General features: G+C 31.6%; 22 protein-coding genes. 2 read left to right on the forward strand and 20 right to left on the reverse strand.

Annotated features, from left to right (window positions below; genetic code table 11):
* Positions 1 to 95: 95 nt before the first annotated feature.
* The 7 genes from DZ64_RS0101725 to DZ64_RS0101755 all read right to left on the reverse strand — a co-directional run bounded on the left by DZ64_RS0101725 (position 96) and on the right by DZ64_RS0101755 (position 6132).
* Positions 96 to 599: a 4Fe-4S dicluster domain-containing protein gene (locus DZ64_RS0101725; RefSeq protein WP_024789180.1), complete on the reverse strand. Its 504-nt coding sequence runs from the start codon at positions 597 to 599 to the stop codon at positions 96 to 98.
* Between the two features lie 10 nt (positions 600 to 609).
* Positions 610 to 1692, reverse strand: a complete 1083-nt coding sequence (locus tag DZ64_RS0101730) for a nickel-dependent hydrogenase large subunit (RefSeq protein ID WP_024789181.1) — start codon at positions 1690 to 1692, stop codon at positions 610 to 612.
* Positions 1680 to 2054, reverse strand: a complete 375-nt coding sequence (locus DZ64_RS0101735) for an NADH-quinone oxidoreductase subunit C (RefSeq protein ID WP_035003032.1) — start codon at positions 2052 to 2054, stop codon at positions 1680 to 1682. The genes DZ64_RS0101730 and DZ64_RS0101735 overlap by 13 nt, the downstream gene beginning before the upstream one ends.
* Positions 2044 to 2535: an NADH-quinone oxidoreductase subunit B family protein gene (locus tag DZ64_RS0101740; RefSeq protein WP_024789183.1), complete on the reverse strand. Its 492-nt coding sequence runs from the start codon at positions 2533 to 2535 to the stop codon at positions 2044 to 2046. The genes DZ64_RS0101735 and DZ64_RS0101740 overlap by 11 nt, the downstream gene beginning before the upstream one ends.
* Before the next feature lie 2 nt (positions 2536 to 2537).
* Entirely contained in the window at positions 2538 to 3365 is an 828-nt protein-coding gene (locus DZ64_RS0101745) for a complex I subunit 1 family protein (protein ID WP_024789184.1), read from the reverse strand.
* The gene (locus DZ64_RS0101750; RefSeq protein WP_024789185.1) at positions 3362 to 5212 is read right to left on the reverse strand and encodes a proton-conducting transporter membrane subunit; all 1851 of its coding nucleotides are present in this window, start codon (positions 5210 to 5212) and stop codon (positions 3362 to 3364) included. Before DZ64_RS0101750 ends, DZ64_RS0101745 begins: the two co-directional genes overlap by 4 nt.
* A gap of 74 nt (positions 5213 to 5286) precedes the next feature.
* Positions 5287 to 6132 carry a 1-aminocyclopropane-1-carboxylate deaminase gene (locus DZ64_RS0101755; protein ID WP_024789186.1) on the reverse strand — a complete coding sequence of 282 codons (846 nt, stop codon included), beginning with the start codon at positions 6130 to 6132 and terminating at the stop codon, positions 5287 to 5289.
* A gap of 39 nt (positions 6133 to 6171) precedes the next feature.
* On the opposite strand from DZ64_RS0101755, the gene DZ64_RS0101760 reads away from it, so the two are divergent.
* Complete coding sequence (locus DZ64_RS0101760) at positions 6172 to 7701, forward strand: DUF2867 domain-containing protein (protein WP_024789187.1); 1530 nt, start codon at positions 6172 to 6174, stop codon at positions 7699 to 7701.
* On the opposite strand, the gene fbaA is transcribed toward DZ64_RS0101760, so the two are convergent.
* From fbaA to DZ64_RS0101775, 3 genes are read right to left on the reverse strand one after another with little or no spacing between them, the layout of a single operon-like run.
* Positions 7687 to 8748 carry a class II fructose-bisphosphate aldolase gene (gene fbaA, locus DZ64_RS0101765; RefSeq protein WP_035003034.1) on the reverse strand — a complete coding sequence of 354 codons (1062 nt, stop codon included), beginning with the start codon at positions 8746 to 8748 and terminating at the stop codon, positions 7687 to 7689. The genes DZ64_RS0101760 and fbaA overlap by 15 nt on opposite strands.
* A 10-nt stretch (positions 8749 to 8758) precedes the next feature.
* Entirely contained in the window at positions 8759 to 9628 is an 870-nt protein-coding gene (locus DZ64_RS0101770; protein ID WP_024789189.1) for a peptidylprolyl isomerase, read from the reverse strand.
* A 57-nt stretch (positions 9629 to 9685) separates the two neighbouring features.
* On the reverse strand, positions 9686 to 10402 hold the full coding sequence (locus tag DZ64_RS0101775; RefSeq protein ID WP_024789190.1) for a YebC/PmpR family DNA-binding transcriptional regulator: 717 nt from the start codon (positions 10400 to 10402) through the stop codon (positions 9686 to 9688).
* 52 nt (positions 10403 to 10454) lie between these two features.
* On the opposite strand from DZ64_RS0101775, the gene nth reads away from it, so the two are divergent.
* Positions 10455 to 11099 (forward strand): endonuclease III, encoded by a 645-nt coding sequence (nth, locus tag DZ64_RS0101780; protein ID WP_024789191.1) that lies wholly within the window; start codon positions 10455 to 10457, stop codon positions 11097 to 11099.
* A gap of 215 nt (positions 11100 to 11314) precedes the next feature.
* Here nth and DZ64_RS0101785 read toward each other — a convergent pair whose 3' ends face one another.
* Genes DZ64_RS0101785 through DZ64_RS12210 form a run of 10 tightly spaced genes read right to left on the reverse strand, consistent with a single transcriptional unit; the run spans position 11315 to position 17426 of the window.
* Positions 11315 to 11989, reverse strand: coding sequence for a class I SAM-dependent methyltransferase (locus DZ64_RS0101785; RefSeq protein ID WP_024789192.1), 675 nt, complete (start codon positions 11987 to 11989; stop codon positions 11315 to 11317).
* Positions 11979 to 12590, reverse strand: coding sequence for an ATP phosphoribosyltransferase (hisG, locus tag DZ64_RS0101790; protein WP_024789193.1), 612 nt, complete (start codon positions 12588 to 12590; stop codon positions 11979 to 11981). The genes DZ64_RS0101785 and hisG overlap by 11 nt, the downstream gene beginning before the upstream one ends.
* A gap of 16 nt (positions 12591 to 12606) precedes the next feature.
* Positions 12607 to 13224, reverse strand: coding sequence for a type III pantothenate kinase (locus tag DZ64_RS0101795; protein WP_035003286.1), 618 nt, complete (start codon positions 13222 to 13224; stop codon positions 12607 to 12609).
* 39 nt (positions 13225 to 13263) lie between these two features.
* Positions 13264 to 13566 (reverse strand): hypothetical protein, encoded by a 303-nt coding sequence (locus tag DZ64_RS0101800; RefSeq protein ID WP_024789195.1) that lies wholly within the window; start codon positions 13564 to 13566, stop codon positions 13264 to 13266.
* Between the two features lie 12 nt (positions 13567 to 13578).
* Positions 13579 to 14406, reverse strand: a complete 828-nt coding sequence (locus tag DZ64_RS0101805) for a tyrosine-type recombinase/integrase (protein ID WP_024789196.1) — start codon at positions 14404 to 14406, stop codon at positions 13579 to 13581.
* On the reverse strand, positions 14399 to 15364 hold the full coding sequence (locus DZ64_RS0101810) for a hypothetical protein (RefSeq protein ID WP_024789197.1): 966 nt from the start codon (positions 15362 to 15364) through the stop codon (positions 14399 to 14401). The genes DZ64_RS0101805 and DZ64_RS0101810 overlap by 8 nt, the downstream gene beginning before the upstream one ends.
* Positions 15361 to 15912, reverse strand: coding sequence for a hypothetical protein (locus DZ64_RS0101815; protein WP_024789198.1), 552 nt, complete (start codon positions 15910 to 15912; stop codon positions 15361 to 15363). Before DZ64_RS0101815 ends, DZ64_RS0101810 begins: the two co-directional genes overlap by 4 nt.
* Entirely contained in the window at positions 15912 to 16823 is a 912-nt protein-coding gene (locus DZ64_RS0101820; RefSeq protein ID WP_084029299.1) for a tetraacyldisaccharide 4'-kinase, read from the reverse strand. The genes DZ64_RS0101815 and DZ64_RS0101820 overlap by 1 nt, the downstream gene beginning before the upstream one ends.
* Positions 16802 to 17275 carry a GNAT family N-acetyltransferase gene (locus tag DZ64_RS0101825; protein WP_024789200.1) on the reverse strand — a complete coding sequence of 158 codons (474 nt, stop codon included), beginning with the start codon at positions 17273 to 17275 and terminating at the stop codon, positions 16802 to 16804. Before DZ64_RS0101825 ends, DZ64_RS0101820 begins: the two co-directional genes overlap by 22 nt.
* Positions 17265 to 17426 (reverse strand): hypothetical protein, encoded by a 162-nt coding sequence (locus DZ64_RS12210; protein WP_156919559.1) that lies wholly within the window; start codon positions 17424 to 17426, stop codon positions 17265 to 17267. Before DZ64_RS12210 ends, DZ64_RS0101825 begins: the two co-directional genes overlap by 11 nt.
* Positions 17427 to 17437: the final 11 nt, after the last annotated feature.

Here is a 17437-nt window from a genome sequence, read left to right on the forward strand (position 1 = left end):
TTGAACAGATATTCATATTATAACTCTAAAAATAATTAGTGTCAATAAAAAAATCACTTAAATAACTTGTAAGAATTTAATAAAAAAGAAGAAAATTAAGAAGAAGCTTCTTTTTTTGCAGCCTGTTTTTTTAATCTTTGCTGTTTTTTATAAACTGAAAGTTTTTCCCTTGATTCTTTAGCCCTGATTTCCAACTCTCCCCATTTTCTTTCCAGCTCTTTAGGATTATCTATTTCTTTTATAAAATATCCAAGCCCTTCTTCTTTATAAACTGCACGTCCTAAAGGAGGCATTCTTTTTTCAGACTGCATAAGAGCCTCATTTACTTTTGGACATACACTTACACAGGCCCCGCAGTAAATACATAAATAAGGATTATAATTGTATTGCTTTTTTCCGCTTTTAATATCTACCACTTCAAATTTAATTGCTCCGGGAGGACAGATATTTTCACATTTATCGCAAAAAATACAGTGCTCTTCATTGTAAATAATTAAACCTCTGTATCCTTTAGGTTCAGGGGAAGGCTCGAACGGATATTTTATTGTTTCTGGTTTTGAGACAAGGTTTTTCATTGATTCAATAAACATTTTTACCATTATTGCTCCTTTATCTTGCCGTACAGCTCATACAAGGATCAAAACTGAGCACAATTGCCTGGGCATCGGAATATTTGGCACCTAAAAACAGCTTTTTTAAAATCGGGATATTTGCATATGTAGGCACTCTTATTCTAACCCTGTCCATTACTTTTTTATTGCTGCCTTTTAAATAATAAAAACACTCACCCCTAGGTGCCTCAACCCTCACCACAGTTTCTCCGTTCGGTCTGCCTTTTACTTTGACTTTATATTCACCTTCAGGTAGGTTATCCAATATGTTTTCACACATTTCAATTGAATTTAAAACCTCATCAAACCTCACCATATTTCTGGCCCACACATCACCCTCTCTTCTTAACTGCATTTTATACCCGACTTCTTCAAAAGGAAGATAATCAAATTCAACCCTTGCATCGGTTTCAAGCCCGCTGGCCCTTGCAATAGGACCCGCAACATTATATTTGGCAGCCATTTCTTTGGAAATGACCCCTACCCCTTTTGTTTTAAGACCAAATGTATAATCGCTGTCGTTAAAATCCATTACTTTTAAAACATTTTCTTTTAATTTTTTTAGTTTTTTCTTTGCAAATTCAACTATTTCTAAATCAATATCCCTGCTGACGCCACCTATTACCTGATAATCGTACTGAACCCTGTTTCCGGTGATTCTCTCGAGAATATCCATAACATCTTCTCTTGCCCTAAATGTCTGCATAAAGAGATTTTCATAACCCACTACCTCGGCCACATGTCCGTTTGCAAGCATATGTGAATGAATTCTGTCGAGTTCAACTACAAGCATTCTTAAATAATCTATTCTTTTATTAACTTCCACATTCATCAACTTTTCCAATCCATGAACAACCGCCCCTGCATGGGTAATAGAACAAAGACCGCATACCCTTGCCGTAAGATAAGGTAATTGATTATATTCAAATTTTGTAATGGCGGCTTTTTCTATACCTCTGTGAACATATCCTATATGGGCTTCTACTTTCGTAATAATTTCATTTTGGGTTTCAAATAAAAAACTAATCGGCTCTGGCAAAGCTACATGTTGAGAACCAAAAGGAATTACTATTTTTCCCATGAGCTGTCCTTTCTAAGAGGTGCTTTAGGCGCATCAGGTGCAATAAATACACCCTTCGCCGCATTTTCCACATCAAGTCCGAATAAATCTGCAAGTTCCCATTCGCTAAGCCAGGCTGACGGAATAATATTTACAATACTTGGTATTTTTGCATCATAACTAACTTCCGGAATTCTGAAAATTTGAATAATATTTTTTTCTTTATATTTTGAAAAAAGCCAGTCGATTTGAAGTTTTCCGCCTAAATCTGTGGCATTTACGGTTATATAATGCCAGATATTTTCGTCATAAAAATTTTTAATCTCTTCTGTTACATTTTCAAGTGTAACTTCTTTTATTGTAATTTGTGGATTAATCGTCATTATTAACTCCTAATTTCTCATAAATTTCCCCATGATTTCTCATATATTCCTTTTCTTTTGATTTAGTCTGCCAGATTTCAATAGCTTCTGCAATTCCATCTATTAATGCCTCAACTCTCGGTGCGCATCCAGGAATCCATACATCAACGGGAATAATATTATCCACCCCGTTTTCAACATGGTAAAAATTTCTAAAAATTCCGCCTCCGTGCGCACATGCGCCCATCGCCACAACTACCTTGGGTTCTGGCATTTCAAGATACAGCCTTCTTAAAACATCTTTGCAGTTTTTTGTAACAGGACCTGTCACCAGTAAAATATCAGCCTGTTTAGGATTTCCTTTATTCAATGCACCAAATCTTTCAATATCATATTTTGGAGCAAGTGCCGCCAAAATTTCTATATCGCAACCATTACATCCGCCGGTATTGTAATGCAAAATCCACGGTGATTTTTTTCTGTATTTACCAAATAAACCCATAACTACCTCCATAAAGCGAGTAATATAATATTGAGTGCGGCAAGAGGAATTAAAACAACCCATGAAAATTTAACCATTTTTCTAAAATCAAGTCTTGCAGTGGAATTATCAAGTATATTTACAAATAAAAAAGCAAAAATAACCAAAATTGATCCTAAAATATAATTACTTCCTCCAAATAAAAATACAAAGAAAAAGACATAAATATATTCTATCCACTTACCTGTATATATTGCTTCGTAAAAAGGGCCACTATATTCTATTTCCGGACCCCCTATAATTTCCTGATGGGCTTCCGCAATATCAAACGGTGATTTTTGAAGCATCATAGGAATAATTAATAAAAATGATAGAAAAACAAGAGGCAACTGATAAATAGGGGCTTGAGAATTTAAAATATCTTTAAAATTAAAACTTCCGCTTACTAAATAAAAAGCCACCACCATTAACACCATAAATGGCTCATAACTTATCATATGCATAAGCTCCCTTAACGCTCCCAATGCAGAATAAGAACTTCTTACACTGCTTGCACCTATTACGAGAGCCAAAACAGCCAAAACATGGAAAAATACAGCTATTAATAAATCATTTCCCAAAAACAATACAAATAAAGCAAACCATTCCGCCACAAAATACATTATTCCCATTAAAGCGTGAAGAGAATGTATCATCATAGGTCTTTTATCCATAAGTTTTGCAAAATCATAAAACGGCTGCATAAGCGGAGGCCCCATTCTTCCCTGTATTCTGGCTTTAACTTTCCTTTCAATTCCAAAAACAAATCCTCCGATAACAGGAGCCAAAATGGCAAATATTAACCAAATCATAACAAACCTCCTCCGAGAACTACAACTAAAATAAATAAAGCTATCGAAAATGCTATAAGAATATTTTCATATTTTTTAATACATTCAAAATTAAATGTACCTATATACTTTGGAAAAACTTCACCGCAGTTATAAGGATGAACTGTGTCTACCTTAAATTTAACAAGATAAGGCAGGGCGTGAATCAGTGTAAGTATTACCATAGCTCCTAAAATCTGCCAAAAATAAAGCGTGGAATTACCCACATATAAAGTTAAATGATCGGAAGTAACAGCGGCATACGCCCCTGTTATGCTGTTTGCCACGGGAACGACAAAATCGGCTATAAAAGGCGCAATAAAAAGTCCGAGGGCAAGAAGCCATAAATAATACCAAATTGATACAAAATTAAATCTTTTAGGAAGCGGAATAAATTTAATATTTGAAATTCCGTGAGTTTTTCTAACGCTGACTCCAAGAACTTTCATATATAATACGCTTAAAAAAGCACTTCCTGCACCTACATATAAAATCAATATCATATAACTCCCGTGACTTAAAAAATTACTTGCTTCCTCAATCATTAACCATTTACCTATAAAAGTACCAAACGGAACAAATGTCATATTTAAAAATCCGAAAAATAAAAACATAAGTGTAAGGGGGGCTTTTTCAATCAGTCTTTTCATCTGTTCTATATATTTTATCTGAAACGCTTTCTCAAGAATACCGGCTTCAATGAATAAAAATCCTTTTGCAAACGCATGAAAAATAATAAGAATGATACTTGCAACCACTGCAACCGGAGTACCTACTGCAGCTGAGAGCATCATAAGACCAAGCAGGGATATTGTTGAATAAGCAAGTATTCTCTTAAAATTATTCTGTGTCAGAGCAATTATCGCAGCCACCACAAAAACATATCCTGTGGCTATTATTAACAGTTTTGCCAAAAGTGTCCCTTTGATAATGGGAGAAATTCTTAAAATTAAAAAAGGGGCGATTTTTACCATTGTAGCGGAATGAAGTATTGCACTTACAGGAGTTGGCGCCACCATTGCACCGAGAAGCCATTTATGAAACGGCATCTGGGCACCTTTGACAAGCGCACTGAGAGACAAGAATCCAAGACCCGCCAAAGAGACAGATGCAGGATGATTTAACAAATCACTAAAATGATAAATTCCGTTTACATGAATAAAAATCATCAAAGAAATTAAAATGGCAACCCCCCCTATTTGGTTCATCCATAAAGCCAAAACAGCATTATTAGTGGCTTCCTCATCTTTTCTGAAACCTATTAAAATAAATGAAGCAAGGGTGGTTGTTTCAAACAGGGCAAAAAACCATTCAATATTATTAACGCTTACAGCAAAATTCATAACACCCAAAAACCATATTATAATAGCCACAAATCTGTGTTTTTCTTTTTCGTCATATTCCATATATTTTGTGGCATATATAGCAATAGGAACACCGACCAAAGCAACAATAAAATAAAATAATTTTGTTAAATTATCCACAAAAATATCAGGAGTGTCTGAATAGTTTTTCATTAATAATACAATTATTAAAAAAAGAATTTGAATTATTGCCAAAGATGTTACCAAAAAAGATTTTTTAATAATCCCCTGGTATAAAAAATATCCCAAAAGTCCGAAATCATATACACCGATAAGATAATCCAGGAATTCGGGGGTTGAAATCAGAGGATATGAATGGTTGATATAAGCAAGAAATGCAAATATAATAAGCATAGGTAATGTCAGAAATGTTAAAAAATTTGTTACTTTGTCATTTTTGGCATAAAAAATAAAAAACGCCAGAATCCAGGGAGTAACTATATTAAAAAAGACTATCCAACCCATTATAGCTCCTTGAAATTAAATTAAAATAAATTATATCTAAATGAATACTCATTTACAAGAAATATAAAAAAATTTTATATTTTATATTTCCTTTTGTAACGGCTAAGCATACTTATATTTCCTTTTAATCCCCCCTGATGAATATATAAAATATTGTTTAAATTATAATATTCAACACTCTCCCATCCTATCGGGTCGTATAACAAATCAAATTCAATCCCCGCATTTTTAAGCTCATTCCATATTTCAAATAAGTTTTTATAAAGTTTTCCAAAATGGTATTTTTTCCTCGGAGATAAAATTGTAGGTATTTTTCCTCCTCCCAGCATACAAAACTGTTTTTTTAAATATTTTTCATCTCCGACACACGGCAGAGTTAAAACTTCTACATCCAGATGCTTTGCCAAAAAATATGCCGTGGTTCCTGTACCGCTTGGCAAAAAAACTCTTAAATTATTTTTTTTTACGTATTCGTTTATTTCATCAGCCAGTATTTTAATACCCTCTTCGCTTTCCCTGATTCTTCCGCCCTCTTCTATAATCAACGTGTTTTTATCTTTTAAATTCAAAACGTATTCTCTTAACGCATCACCCCTTAAATTTATTTCAATTATTTTTGCGTCGTTTTTCAGACTTTCCAAATAGTTTCCTTCAGGATTTTGCTTTAAATATGTTGGAATATGATTTGTAAAATAGATAAATTCCCAGCCTTTGATTTTGCATAAACGGCTAAGAGAGGCAAAAGCGTTTGACTGATTAGAACCGAAAGATATTACCCTTTTAATTTCAGGAAACTCATTTTTATAAAAATAATAAAATTTTCTTGCCTTATTACCTTCAAACGGCCTAAGTAAATCGTCCCTTTTTATATGAAAAAATTTACCTCTAAATTCAAAAGGGGTAATTGGAGAGTTTCGCATAAAATATCCTTTTTGATACAATTTTACAAAAAGATGAATATGAAACCAAGAATAGCTATATTTGGAAGCAATGGATATATTGGTAAAAAATTAACAAGAGCTTTGTATAACCTTGATTATCAGTTAGTTCTTTTTTCAAGAAACAAAAGAAATTTAGAATATATAAACCACTCCCCTGTATTTAACGAATATAAACCAAATATCTGCATTGTAGAACAGATTATTTCGGCATCTTATTACAAAGAACTGGTTGAAAATTTAAAAGGCGTTGATATTGCCTATTATTTAATCCACTCTTTGAGTGAGACAAAACAGGATTACAGAAAAAAAGATAATGATTTAGCTTCAATTGTTGCATGTGCGGCAAAAGAAGCAGGTGTAAAACAGATTATATATCTCGGGGGCTTCGGAGAAAGAGACAATCCAAACACTTCAAAACATCTAATTTCAAGACAGGATACCGGTGATTTTTTAAGAAAATATCACCCAAACGTTACGGAAATCAGAGCCGGAATTATTGTAGGGGCGGGGTCTATGAGTTTTGAGCTTATAAGAAGCGCTGCCGAAATTTTACCGGTAATTCCATATTTTAAAAACGAAGGAAAATGTCAAATTACATTTGCGGATGACGTAATTGAGGCTTTAATAAAAGTTTTGGATAATTCCAAGTATTACAATAAAATAATAGAGGTTGCTTCGGATGAAATTTTATCCTATTCACAAATGGTAAAAAGATACGCCAAAGAGATTTTAAATAAAAATATAAAAACAATAAAACTTCCTACATTCTTAGAAGACAAACTGCTTAAAAATTTTGAATTAATTTCATTTATTCTCTCAAGAATAAGCGGAATTGAAAAGCATTTTATAAAACCCCTGGTTGAAAGTCTCTATTCAAATGCTTTGGTAAAAGAAAAATCTGATATTATATCAAATCCTACCGACTTTTCTTCTGCAATAAGACTTGCAAGTGAAAGAAGAAACAAAGGCGAGCTTGAATGTATGTGGAACACCCCTTATGAATATTCGGTATTCAACATATTCAAAATGAAACAGTTTTCAACCGCACTTAAAAACCATAAACTTCTAACAGAAGTTGTAAGCAATATAATTTCTAAAGAAAAAGTTGAAAAAGTCTTTTATAATTTAAAAAGCCTCAGTTACAAAAACTGCGGATATTTTTCTCCCCAGTGGATGTGGAAAGTTAGGGCTTTTATTGACAGACTTCTTGGCGGAAGGGGTCTTGGTGTCAGAATGATAAAACCTGAGAGGTTAAAAGTAGGTGATAAATTTGATTTTTGGGTTGTAACTGCATTAAAAGACACTCCAAACCATAAACTGATAAGATTTAAATCAACAATGAAAATGCCGGGAGTCGGATGGCTTCAAGGGGAAATAAAAAAAACAGATAAAAGGTATTATAATTTTTCTCTTACGGCTTATTTCCTGCCGAGAAGCATTTATTCATATATTTACTGGTATTTTTTCTTCTTTGTGCATAAATACATATTTGATGAAATGTATAAAAATATAGTGGAGAAAGATTGTAAAGGCTTAAATAGCCCTTAAATCTTTATAAGCTTTAATTACCCTTTCTTTCATACTTTTTTCGCCTTCTCTTAGCCATTTTCTAGGGTCATAATATTTTTTATTCGGTTTATCTTCACCTTCAGGATTACCCACTTGAGACTGCAGATAATCATGATATTTTTCAATATATCCTTTTATACCACTCCAGAATGCCCATTGGGTATCTGTATCTATATTCATTTTAACAACACCGTAATCAATGGCTTCGTGAATTTTAGAAAGCTCACTTCCACTTCCTCCGTGAAACACAAACCTGATTGGTTTATCTGCATCAAGATTAAATTTTTCTTTTACATATTTCTGAGAATTTTTAAGAATAACCGGCTCTAACTTAACATGACCAGGTTTATAAACCCCGTGAACATTTCCAAAACTTGCCGCAATTGTAAACAGGTTACTTACTTCACTTAATTCTTTATAAGCATAGGCAACATCTTCAGGCTGAGTGTAGAGTCTGGAATTTTCAATTCCGCTATTATCAACCCCGTCTTCTTCCCCGCCTGTCACACCGAGCTCAATTTCAAGCATAATATCAAGTGCACTTAATTTTTTTAGATATTCTTTAGATGTTGCAACATTTTCTTCAAGTGGTTCTTCGCTAAGATCTAGCATATGAGAACTAAAAAGCGCTCTTCCGTATTTTTCTTTATGTTTAGCATTTGCTTCTATTAGTCCGTCAATCCAAGGAAGAAGCTTTCTTGCAGCGTGGTCTGTATGTAAAATTACTCTGATTCCATAAGCTTCTGCAAGAGTGTGAATATGTTTTGCACCTGCTATTGCTCCAAGCACTGCGGCTTTTTGCCCTTCGTTATCAAGCCCTTTACCTGCAAAAAAATGCGCACCGCCGTTACTGAACTGAATAATTACAGGCATATTGACGTCTTTTGCCGCTTCCATTACCGCATTAACAGAATTTGTCCCTACAACATTAATAGCTGGAAGTGCAAAACCTTTATCCTTGCATATATCAAGCAATTTTGCAGCTTCGCTTCCACTTAAAACACCAGGTTTAAATTCACTAAACATAATCCCTCCTTTATTTTTGTGGAATTGAATATTTAACTTTATAACTTGCTTTTAATTTTTGAAGTTCTTTTTGAAGTTTAACTCTTTTTAAATAGCCGATTATTTGGGCTTTAACGTTATCAAAAGGAATATAAGCATTATTATTTTTATCTTCCACTAAAATCACATGCCATCCAAATCTTGTATGAACCGGTTTTAAAGTGATTTGACCTGGTTTCATATTCTTTACAGCTTCGGCAAAAGGAGCAACCATCTGTTTTGGATTAAACCATCCAAGCTCACCACCGTTTACTTTGGTAGGCCCGGTTGAGTATTTTTTGGCTAAGCTGGCAAATTTTTCTTCAAGAGCTTTTCCTTTTAGTCCTTTTAGCTCATTTATAAGTTTCTCTGCTGTTTTTTCATCTTTTACCAAAATATGTCTTGCTTTAACTTTTGGTGTCGTTTTAAAATAAATATCTTTATTTTTTTCATAAAAATTTTTAGCTTCCGAATCACTTATTTTTATAGCATCCAATTTACTTTTTAGCCAGAATTCTATTGCCATTTTCTTTTCAAGTGCTTTAAACTGAGGCAGTTTCTCAACTTTTTTAGCTTTAGGATATAATTCAAGAGTCTCAATATACTGATTAACAAACTGTTTAACATGCTGAGCCGGAAGGTCTTGAAGCCTTATTCTTTTATCCCCTGTAATTCCCTGCAAATAAATGTTTATATCTTTTACTGTTATTTTCTTACCGTTAAGAGTTGCCAATACGGTTGAATCTTTAAGACCTTTGATTGGAGCTCCTTGAAGTCCTGCACCCATCATACCTTTACCCTGCATTCCAGGAAATGCCATTAATGCACCTGCAACCAAACCAATACTAATTAATTTTTTCATAATAAATTCTCCTTAATTTTTTATTTAATATTTAACATTTATAATTATTATACTATCTTATGCCATATTGTGTATAACATCCTGCACATCATCAAGTTCTTCCAAAGCATCAATAAGATTTTCCACTTTTTCGGCTGTTTCGTCATCTACATCGCTTTCATTTGTTGCAACAAGTTGGACATTACTTTCAAGTATTTCAATTCCGTCTATTTCATTTACTGCCTCCAAAACAGCGTTAAAATCTTCAGGAGCAGTTTCTATAACTAAAATATCTTCCATTTCTTTAATATCTTCTGCCCCTGATTCGATTGCCTTTTCCATAACTTCATCATCCCTGTCACTTCTGTTAACCACAATTACACCTTTTTTTTCAAACATCCATGCAACGCTTCCGCTGGTTCCAAGCGTTCCTCCGGCTTTTTTAAAAGCATGTCTGATTGCAGCCACGGTTCTGTTTTTATTATCTGTAAGACATTCAACCATAATGGCCACACCGCCCGGTCCGTAACCTTCATAAGTAACTTCGCTTAAAGTTACTCCGTCAAGATTACCTGTGGCTTTGTCAATAGCCCTTTGAATATTGCTCATAGGCATAGCGTCCGCCCTCGCCCTGTCTATCGCCAGTCTTAAAGCGGGATTATGCTCAGGATTACCTCCTCCGCTTCTTGCCGCTGTCATAATCGCTCTTACGTGTTTAGTAAAAATTTTGCTTTTTTTAGCATCTTCTTTTGCTTTAACATGTTTTACTTTTGACCATTTGTTATGTCCAGCCATTATACTCCTTTACTAAAATATTTGTTATTATACTATAAAAAAAAGGGATTATATGGTACTGAGAACACCTGAAGAGCTTGAAGAGATAAAAAAAAGATTTTTAAAAAAATATAAAGGAAGCAAAACAGAGCTTGTTTATCATAACGATTACGAGCTGCTGGTTGACATTATCCTTTCCGCACAATGTACAGATAAAAGAGTCAACATGATAACACCCGCTTTATTTAAAAAATACCCCGATATAAAAAGCCTTGCCGATGCCAAACTTGAAGACGTAAAAGAAATAATAAAATCCTGCTCGTTTTTTAATAACAAAGCCAAAAATTTAATAGCAATGGCAAAAAAAGTAAAAGAAGAATACGGAGGGGTTATTCCGCATGACCACTCCAAATTGATAAAACTACCGGGAGTCGGAAACAAAACGGCAAATGTTTTTTTAATAGAACTTGACAATGAAAACAGAATGGCGGTGGATACCCATGTTTTCAGAGTTGTACACAGGTTAGGAATTACAGATGCAAAAACGGTAAAAGAGACAGAAAAAGATTTAGTCGAAGCTTTTAAAACCGATTTAAACGAACTTCATCAGGCTTTTGTATTATTCGGAAGGTATTTATGCACGGCAAAAAACCCAAAATGTGAAAAATGTTTTGTAACAGATTTTTGTGTCAGTAAAGACAATTTTAAAGCAAGATGATTATTTTTGGGCACTGACTCAATAACGGAAAAGTAAAAATATGACAGCGTAGTGGAATTTAGCAAAAATTTTACGTTAAAAAAATTGCACCGAGCCCTTAGGGCCTGCGTAGCTGTTTGCAATTTTTAGCAAAATTTGAGCGGTGCGTTAGCAAAATGGAGCTCTGAGCTGTAATATTTTTATCTTTGTAGTTATTTTTAGCATTTAGTTAATGCCTATTTTTCAAAAACCAAAATCAGTTTTTCCGCCTCTTCGCTTCCGTAAAGCGAAATCGGAATTATATCTTTTAATTTTAAATTTGTATTTTTTTCCAAATCTTCCACACAGTAATAATATTGGGTTATATAATTTTGTTCTTTTTTATAACAGTTTTCTTTTTTCTCAAAAAATGTAATTTCTGTAATTAATTTATTTTTTTCAAATTCAGAATATAAAACACCGAATTTATCATCACTTTCAGCTTTTAAAGTACCGACAGCCAAATCCTCCATGGCGTAAAATGTATTGACATCAAAAATGAAATATTTTTCTATTTTTTTTTCGACACATTCAAAAAATCTTTTTAATTCATCTTCTTTTAAATAATTGACAACATCAAAAACGGCTGAAGCTGAATGATAAGTTTTATCTAATTTACAGATATCAACCGCCTCACACTCACACCCTTTTTTTACCGCCTTTTTAACCTGGGCTTTACTTAAATCAATTCCTTTTGCATTAATGCCGTTTTCTTTGGCCAATAAGCAAAAATCCCCTCCCCCGCATCCTATATCCAAAATTTCATTTATTCCGAGATCTTTAAAAATATCAATAAATTTATTCCACAAAATCAGTGCCGCTTCTTTATCTAAAAACAGCTCTTCAACTTTGGAATAAAGTTCAAGCGCCATATATTTCCTTTACTCTTTCAACCAAATCCAAAATCTCTTTTTTCTTTTCGATAAAAGAATTTTTATTGGCAATAAGTCTTGCGGATGAATGCATTATAATTTCTTTTTCCTCCATTCCGTTTTCTCTTAAAGTCCCACCGGTTTGGACAATATCGACTATTACATCACTAAGACCCACCAAAGGGGCAAGCTCGATTGAGCCGTTAAGTTTAATAATTTTTGCGGGAATTCCTTTTTGGTTAAAATAATTTCTTGCAATATTTACAAGTTTACTTGCCACAATAATTTGTGTTTTATTTTTATAACTCTCATCCCCTTTTATTCCGGCAACTGAAACCCTACATTTTCCAAGCCCCAAATCAAAAAGTTCCAATACATCCGAATCTAATTCTGTTATTACATCAAAACCGACCACTCCTATATCAGCGGCCTGTTTTTCAACATATGTTGCAACATCCCAGTTTCTTACATTCATAAATTTAAATCCGCTTTTTTCAAAAACTAATTTTCTGTTTTCAAATTCAAATTTTTCATTAAAAATTTTTTCAAAAATATCCAAAACTTCCTCGGCAATTCTGCCTTTTGGCAATGCTATTTTCATTTATTACCTTTATTTTTCATTTTTCTTTTCCATTTTCAATTATTACTTTTTTCATTCCTCTAAAAACCAAATCCTTAATATAAATTCCGTTTATGAATTCGGATAAATATTTACCGTCTCCTCCTGTTAAATAAACCGGGTTTATATTATATTTTTCCACAATGCATTTAATACTTCCCACACTCCCGCACCATAAGGCTTCTTCGGTGGAAGAAGGAAAATTCGCAGGTTTTATCAAATTTTTATTTAACTTATCTGAAATTGTAACAAAAGCTTTTTTATATGCAAAAATTCCCGGAAAAATCACTCCCCCCAAGTGTCTGCCATTTTTCATAAAATCAACTGTTACAGCACTTCCGGCATCTATTACAGTTCCGGTTTTAACTGTTTTACACGCCATTATCCTGTCAATTCCCAGATTTTTATAATCAGTGTCAAATTTTACATAATTTTTTAGATTTACGGCTTTTGGATTTAAATTTAAAAATTCTTTTTCTTTTGTCTCATTTACACTTATATAATAGATTTTACCATCAAATTTTTTAGACTCTTTTAAATCATATATTTTCCCATTTTCCCATATGTGATAATGCGTGTTTCCAATATCTACTAAAACTAATTTATCATTTTTCATTTTCCATTTTCCATTATTCATTTCACAACTCACAACTCACTACTCACTATTAATTATTTTCCACTCTTCCATTCTTTCTTTTACTTTAGAACAAATCGGAGAATGTAAAATTAAAATCTTTTTTTTATATCTAAAATTAATTTCCGGCAAAAATTTTATTAACTCTTCATAATCTTTATTTAAAAACCTGCTTTTTTTCATTATTTCAAAAATTACACAATAATCATTTTTTATATTGACCCCGAAATAAGCATTAATTTTTTTTCTTGTATTTAAATTTAATTTTTCAAGTTTCTTACAAAGAATACCATTTTTTCTCAAAATATCCACAATGTTTTTCATTCACAACTCAATTTATTCAATTTCTTCCAACGGATGATATTTTAACACTGTATCTTTAAGATTTTCTTTTTGAATATGTGTGTATATCTGGGTGGTATTAAGAGAGGCGTGACCGAGCAGTTCCTGAACAACCCTTAAATCGGCCCCGCCCAACACAAGCGCTGTAGCAAATGAATGTCTGAGTACATGAGGAGATACATTCAGATATTTTTTGGTAATGTTAAATGCTGAAATTCTGCTAAGTTTTTCACAGTTTTTATTTACAAAAACAAATTCATTTACGCAGGGTCTTTTATGTAAATATTCATTTATTGCATTTAAAGCAACATCCGCTATTGGCACTATTCTTTGTTTTTCACCTTTTGCCATTTCAACTTTTACCCAGCCGCCTTCTATGTCACCTGTTTTTATATTTAAAGCTTCGCTTATTCTAAGCCCAGTGGCGTATAAAAACAAAATCAAAGCCCTGTCTCTGAGTTCAAACCATGAAGATTTGGAATTTATATGAGATATCGAATTTAAAATTTCTTCTTTATTCAAAAATTTAGGCAGGGTTTTTGGGAGTTTGGCCTGTTTTATTTTAAATTTTTCATCAACAAAATTTCTTTTATAGGCAAAATCAAAAAAAGAGTTAATAGAACTTAATTTTCTGTTTAAACTTCTTTTATTTTCAATTTCAGATAAAAATCTAATTACATCGCCGCTTTCAGCCTCAATAATTGGCTTTTTAATAAACTCTTCAAACTGCATTAAATCTCTTTTATAAGCATCATAGGTGTTTTTACTTACACCTTTATTTATCAAAAGATATTCCAAAAAAGCTTCAAGATATCTACTCAATAAAAAACACCTTGTTTTTATTATAAATCTTACAATTTTGAATTTTTAAAGGAGAATCTGTATCAAAATCACCTTCATACACTTTATAATTTAAATTTTCATCTATTTCGATTAAATAATCTTCATGCTCAACCGTATATATTTTATTCCTACATACGCTTGGAAGTGAAAAAGAAGCGTAAGGCAGTTTAATCTCTTTTATTTTTTTAAGATTTAAATCCAATTTTACTATTCTGCCGTCTATTGTAAAAACATATAGATAATTTCCCAAATTTATTACATATTTTATATCGTCGTTGTAATGAATTAAAAAATTTGGATTAAATAAAGTTAAATTATGAGGGGTAGCCATAAATAGTTTGTCATTTACTATTTTAAGATAAATTACATTATCGTTAATATTTTTTTGTGAAACAATCAAGTTTCTAATAAAACGTTTTTTAGTCAAATCCACAACAGCCACATTTCCGCTGAGAAGCGGGAACAAAACCAAATCATTATAAAAAATCGGACTTGCATGTATGTATCTAGCTTCAATCATTCCATCATCAGAATTTTTAAATACAAGAGCCTTTTTATACAAATCATAAATACCATATTCGTTATCTTCAAACACTACCGCTATTAGAGCGCCTTTTTTAGTGGCTGAATATATAAGCTGAGGCATTTTAATTACTCTTTTTTGAGAAATTATTAACAGTTTATCCCCGTTTACGGCCAAATCGTCGTTTATTTTTACAAAACGTCCCAAACTTTTATTATTTTCATCAAAATATTCTTTTTTTTCTTTAAAAAAACCTTTTGTTTTTACAAACGTTAAATGTTTATATGTGTATTCGGCTAATTTTTTATCCTGGGTATTTATATTTAAATTTTTATTATATACTTTTTCGGGTTCAAAATGTTTTGTTGAACAGCCTGCAAAAATTAACGCCGCTAACAGTAAATATTTTTTCATTTTATTATCCCGTAATGTAAAAGATATTTTGCAATATCAGCAAATTTTGAATTTGGTTTGATATCATTGCTTATTTCAAGCGCTCTTTTTCTGTTTCCCTTTGCTATATATGCCCTGATTAAAGCAACCCTTACGGCATCTTTTAAAACTTTATAATCCGGATTTAGCAAATAATTCTCCAAAGTTTTAATATCCCCTTTTTGCATGGCCATTTTATATGCAGCAAATTCTTTAAGTTCCGGAGTTGAAATTTTATTAAGATTTTTACTTTCCCTTAAAAGATAAAGTTCATAGAGTTTTTTATTTTCCTTCAATGTTTCAAGTGCTTTTTTATTATTAGGATTAACAATAAGTTCATCAAAAGCATTGTTTGTTTTAATAAGCTCCTGGGTCTTGATATAACTGTAAGAAGCCTGCCAGATTACATAAACAATTAAAATTACCGCAGCAATAATTAAATGTTTTTTATATTTGTTTATAAATTTTTCAAGTTTAAAAACCTGAACCAATAACTGCTCGTCCTGTTTTAACTGCTCTTTTATTTCCATTATTTACCTTTTTTATGAAATTTTAACAAATATTCGTCTATTTGCTTTAAAATATTTTGGTTTAATTCCAAATTCATTTGAATAACTTTCAGATTAAGACCGAATTGTTTCAATTTTACATAATCTTTTTTTGTAGTAACTATTTTTTTATCTTTAAACTCGTTTATATCTTTTTTCTTAAAACAGTAATGGTCGGGAAAAAATTTGTATTCTTTTACATCAGCATATTTTAAAAGTCTTTTTGGATTTGATATAGCTGAAATTAGAACATCTCCGTTCACTTTTTCAACATTTCTTTTAAAATCGATATTTTCTTTTAAAATAATATCCGCAAATTTAAGTGCAACTCTTGGATATCTGTATCCTCCTGCCGGCAGAACAAAAGGATTTTTTAATTTTTTATCTATTACAATATTTAATTTTTCAAAAGGTTTGTCAAATCCGTCATCCAGAATTACAACTTCGGCCCCTATTTTTTTGGCTTTTTCAATCGCCTTTTTCCTCTCTTCACTCACTATAACGGCGGCTTTTGTGGAAGTGGCTATTTCCATTGCCTCATCTCCGCTAATTTCAACAGGAACAAGTATTTCATTAAAATCTTTAACTATAACCAATCCGCTTGAGAGTCTTTTATATCCCCTTAAAATCACAGCGACTTTTTTTTCTTTCAAATAATTTGCTATTGCTATCGTTATCGGGGTTTTTCCGCTGCCTCCCACAATTATATTACCCACCGAAATAACAGGTATACCCATATCTGTATATTTTCTGGGAAATTTAAAATGCGCTATTATCATACAAAAAAATGAAATTGGTAAAAGAGAAACGATTACCGGCCAATGATACCATTTTGGTTCATAATACATTTCTTCAAAAAAAGTAAAAATCCTCATATTTTTAATAAAATCCATATTTCTTTATTTTCTTTTAATTTAAAAGTATTTGGAAAAATAGATAAATAATATTTGGTTAAATTAATATTTTGCATATCAGGATATAAGGCTAAATATCTTACACTAACATAATCTTTAATTTTTTTACCTAATTCAATAGCATAATAAATTAATATTTCAGATATTTTTTTATTACTTAATTTCTTTATTTTTTTACCTCTATAAGATTTTGCCACAAAAATATAATCAATACTTATAACAGGTGAATTAGCTACCCTATCAAATGTTAAACCTATTAAACCTACTTTTTTATTTTCAATTTCTAACACATAAATTGTACTTTTATTTTTATTAGTATCATTAATTAGTTTTTTTAAAAACTCATATTCCCTATTATTAAAAATTTCATCTTTAAAAAAACTTATAAAAGATTTATTTATTTTTTGATATTTAATAAATTTAATTACCATTTATTGTTTTTATATTAAATTTTTTTAGAATTTTATTTTCAAAAGCTGGAGTTTTTTCCCAATATTTTTCTAATAATTCTTCATTTTTTTTAGATAATTTTTTAGGAAGAGAAACCCTTTTTATTTTGCCATTTTCCAATTTATATGCCATTTTTAACCTTT

The sequence above is a fragment of the Lebetimonas sp. JH292 genome (genome assembly GCF_000523275.1).
Classification (GTDB): Bacteria; Campylobacterota; Campylobacteria; order Campylobacterales; family Nautiliaceae; genus Lebetimonas.

Coding starts and splice junctions, on each gene's coding strand:
- DZ64_RS0101725 (WP_024789180.1), bottom strand. CDS start 599: ATGGTAAAAATGTTTATTGAATCAATGAAAAACCTTGTCTCAAAACCA.
- DZ64_RS0101730 (WP_024789181.1), bottom strand. CDS start 1,692: ATGGGAAAAATAGTAATTCCTTTTGGTTCTCAACATGTAGCTTTGCCA.
- DZ64_RS0101735 (WP_035003032.1), bottom strand. CDS start 2,054: ATGACGATTAATCCACAAATTACAATAAAAGAAGTTACACTTGAAAAT.
- DZ64_RS0101740 (WP_024789183.1), bottom strand. CDS start 2,535: ATGGGTTTATTTGGTAAATACAGAAAAAAATCACCGTGGATTTTGCAT.
- DZ64_RS0101745 (WP_024789184.1), bottom strand. CDS start 3,365: ATGATTTGGTTAATATTTGCCATTTTGGCTCCTGTTATCGGAGGATTT.
- DZ64_RS0101750 (WP_024789185.1), bottom strand. CDS start 5,212: ATGGGTTGGATAGTCTTTTTTAATATAGTTACTCCCTGGATTCTGGCG.
- DZ64_RS0101755 (WP_024789186.1), bottom strand. CDS start 6,132: ATGCGAAACTCTCCAATTACCCCTTTTGAATTTAGAGGTAAATTTTTT.
- DZ64_RS0101760 (WP_024789187.1), top strand. CDS start 6,172: ATGAAACCAAGAATAGCTATATTTGGAAGCAATGGATATATTGGTAAA.
- fbaA (WP_035003034.1), bottom strand. CDS start 8,748: ATGTTTAGTGAATTTAAACCTGGTGTTTTAAGTGGAAGCGAAGCTGCA.
- DZ64_RS0101770 (WP_024789189.1), bottom strand. CDS start 9,628: ATGAAAAAATTAATTAGTATTGGTTTGGTTGCAGGTGCATTAATGGCA.
- DZ64_RS0101775 (WP_024789190.1), bottom strand. CDS start 10,402: ATGGCTGGACATAACAAATGGTCAAAAGTAAAACATGTTAAAGCAAAA.
- nth (WP_024789191.1), top strand. CDS start 10,455: ATGGTACTGAGAACACCTGAAGAGCTTGAAGAGATAAAAAAAAGATTT.
- DZ64_RS0101785 (WP_024789192.1), bottom strand. CDS start 11,989: ATGGCGCTTGAACTTTATTCCAAAGTTGAAGAGCTGTTTTTAGATAAA.
- hisG (WP_024789193.1), bottom strand. CDS start 12,590: ATGAAAATAGCATTGCCAAAAGGCAGAATTGCCGAGGAAGTTTTGGAT.
- DZ64_RS0101795 (WP_035003286.1), bottom strand. CDS start 13,224: ATGAAAAATGATAAATTAGTTTTAGTAGATATTGGAAACACGCATTAT.
- DZ64_RS0101800 (WP_024789195.1), bottom strand. CDS start 13,566: ATGAAAAACATTGTGGATATTTTGAGAAAAAATGGTATTCTTTGTAAG.
- DZ64_RS0101810 (WP_024789197.1), bottom strand. CDS start 15,364: ATGAAAAAATATTTACTGTTAGCGGCGTTAATTTTTGCAGGCTGTTCA.
- DZ64_RS0101815 (WP_024789198.1), bottom strand. CDS start 15,912: ATGGAAATAAAAGAGCAGTTAAAACAGGACGAGCAGTTATTGGTTCAG.
- DZ64_RS0101820 (WP_084029299.1), bottom strand. CDS start 16,823: ATGGATTTTATTAAAAATATGAGGATTTTTACTTTTTTTGAAGAAATG.
- DZ64_RS0101825 (WP_024789200.1), bottom strand. CDS start 17,275: ATGGTAATTAAATTTATTAAATATCAAAAAATAAATAAATCTTTTATA.
- DZ64_RS12210 (WP_156919559.1), bottom strand. CDS start 17,426: ATGGCATATAAATTGGAAAATGGCAAAATAAAAAGGGTTTCTCTTCCT.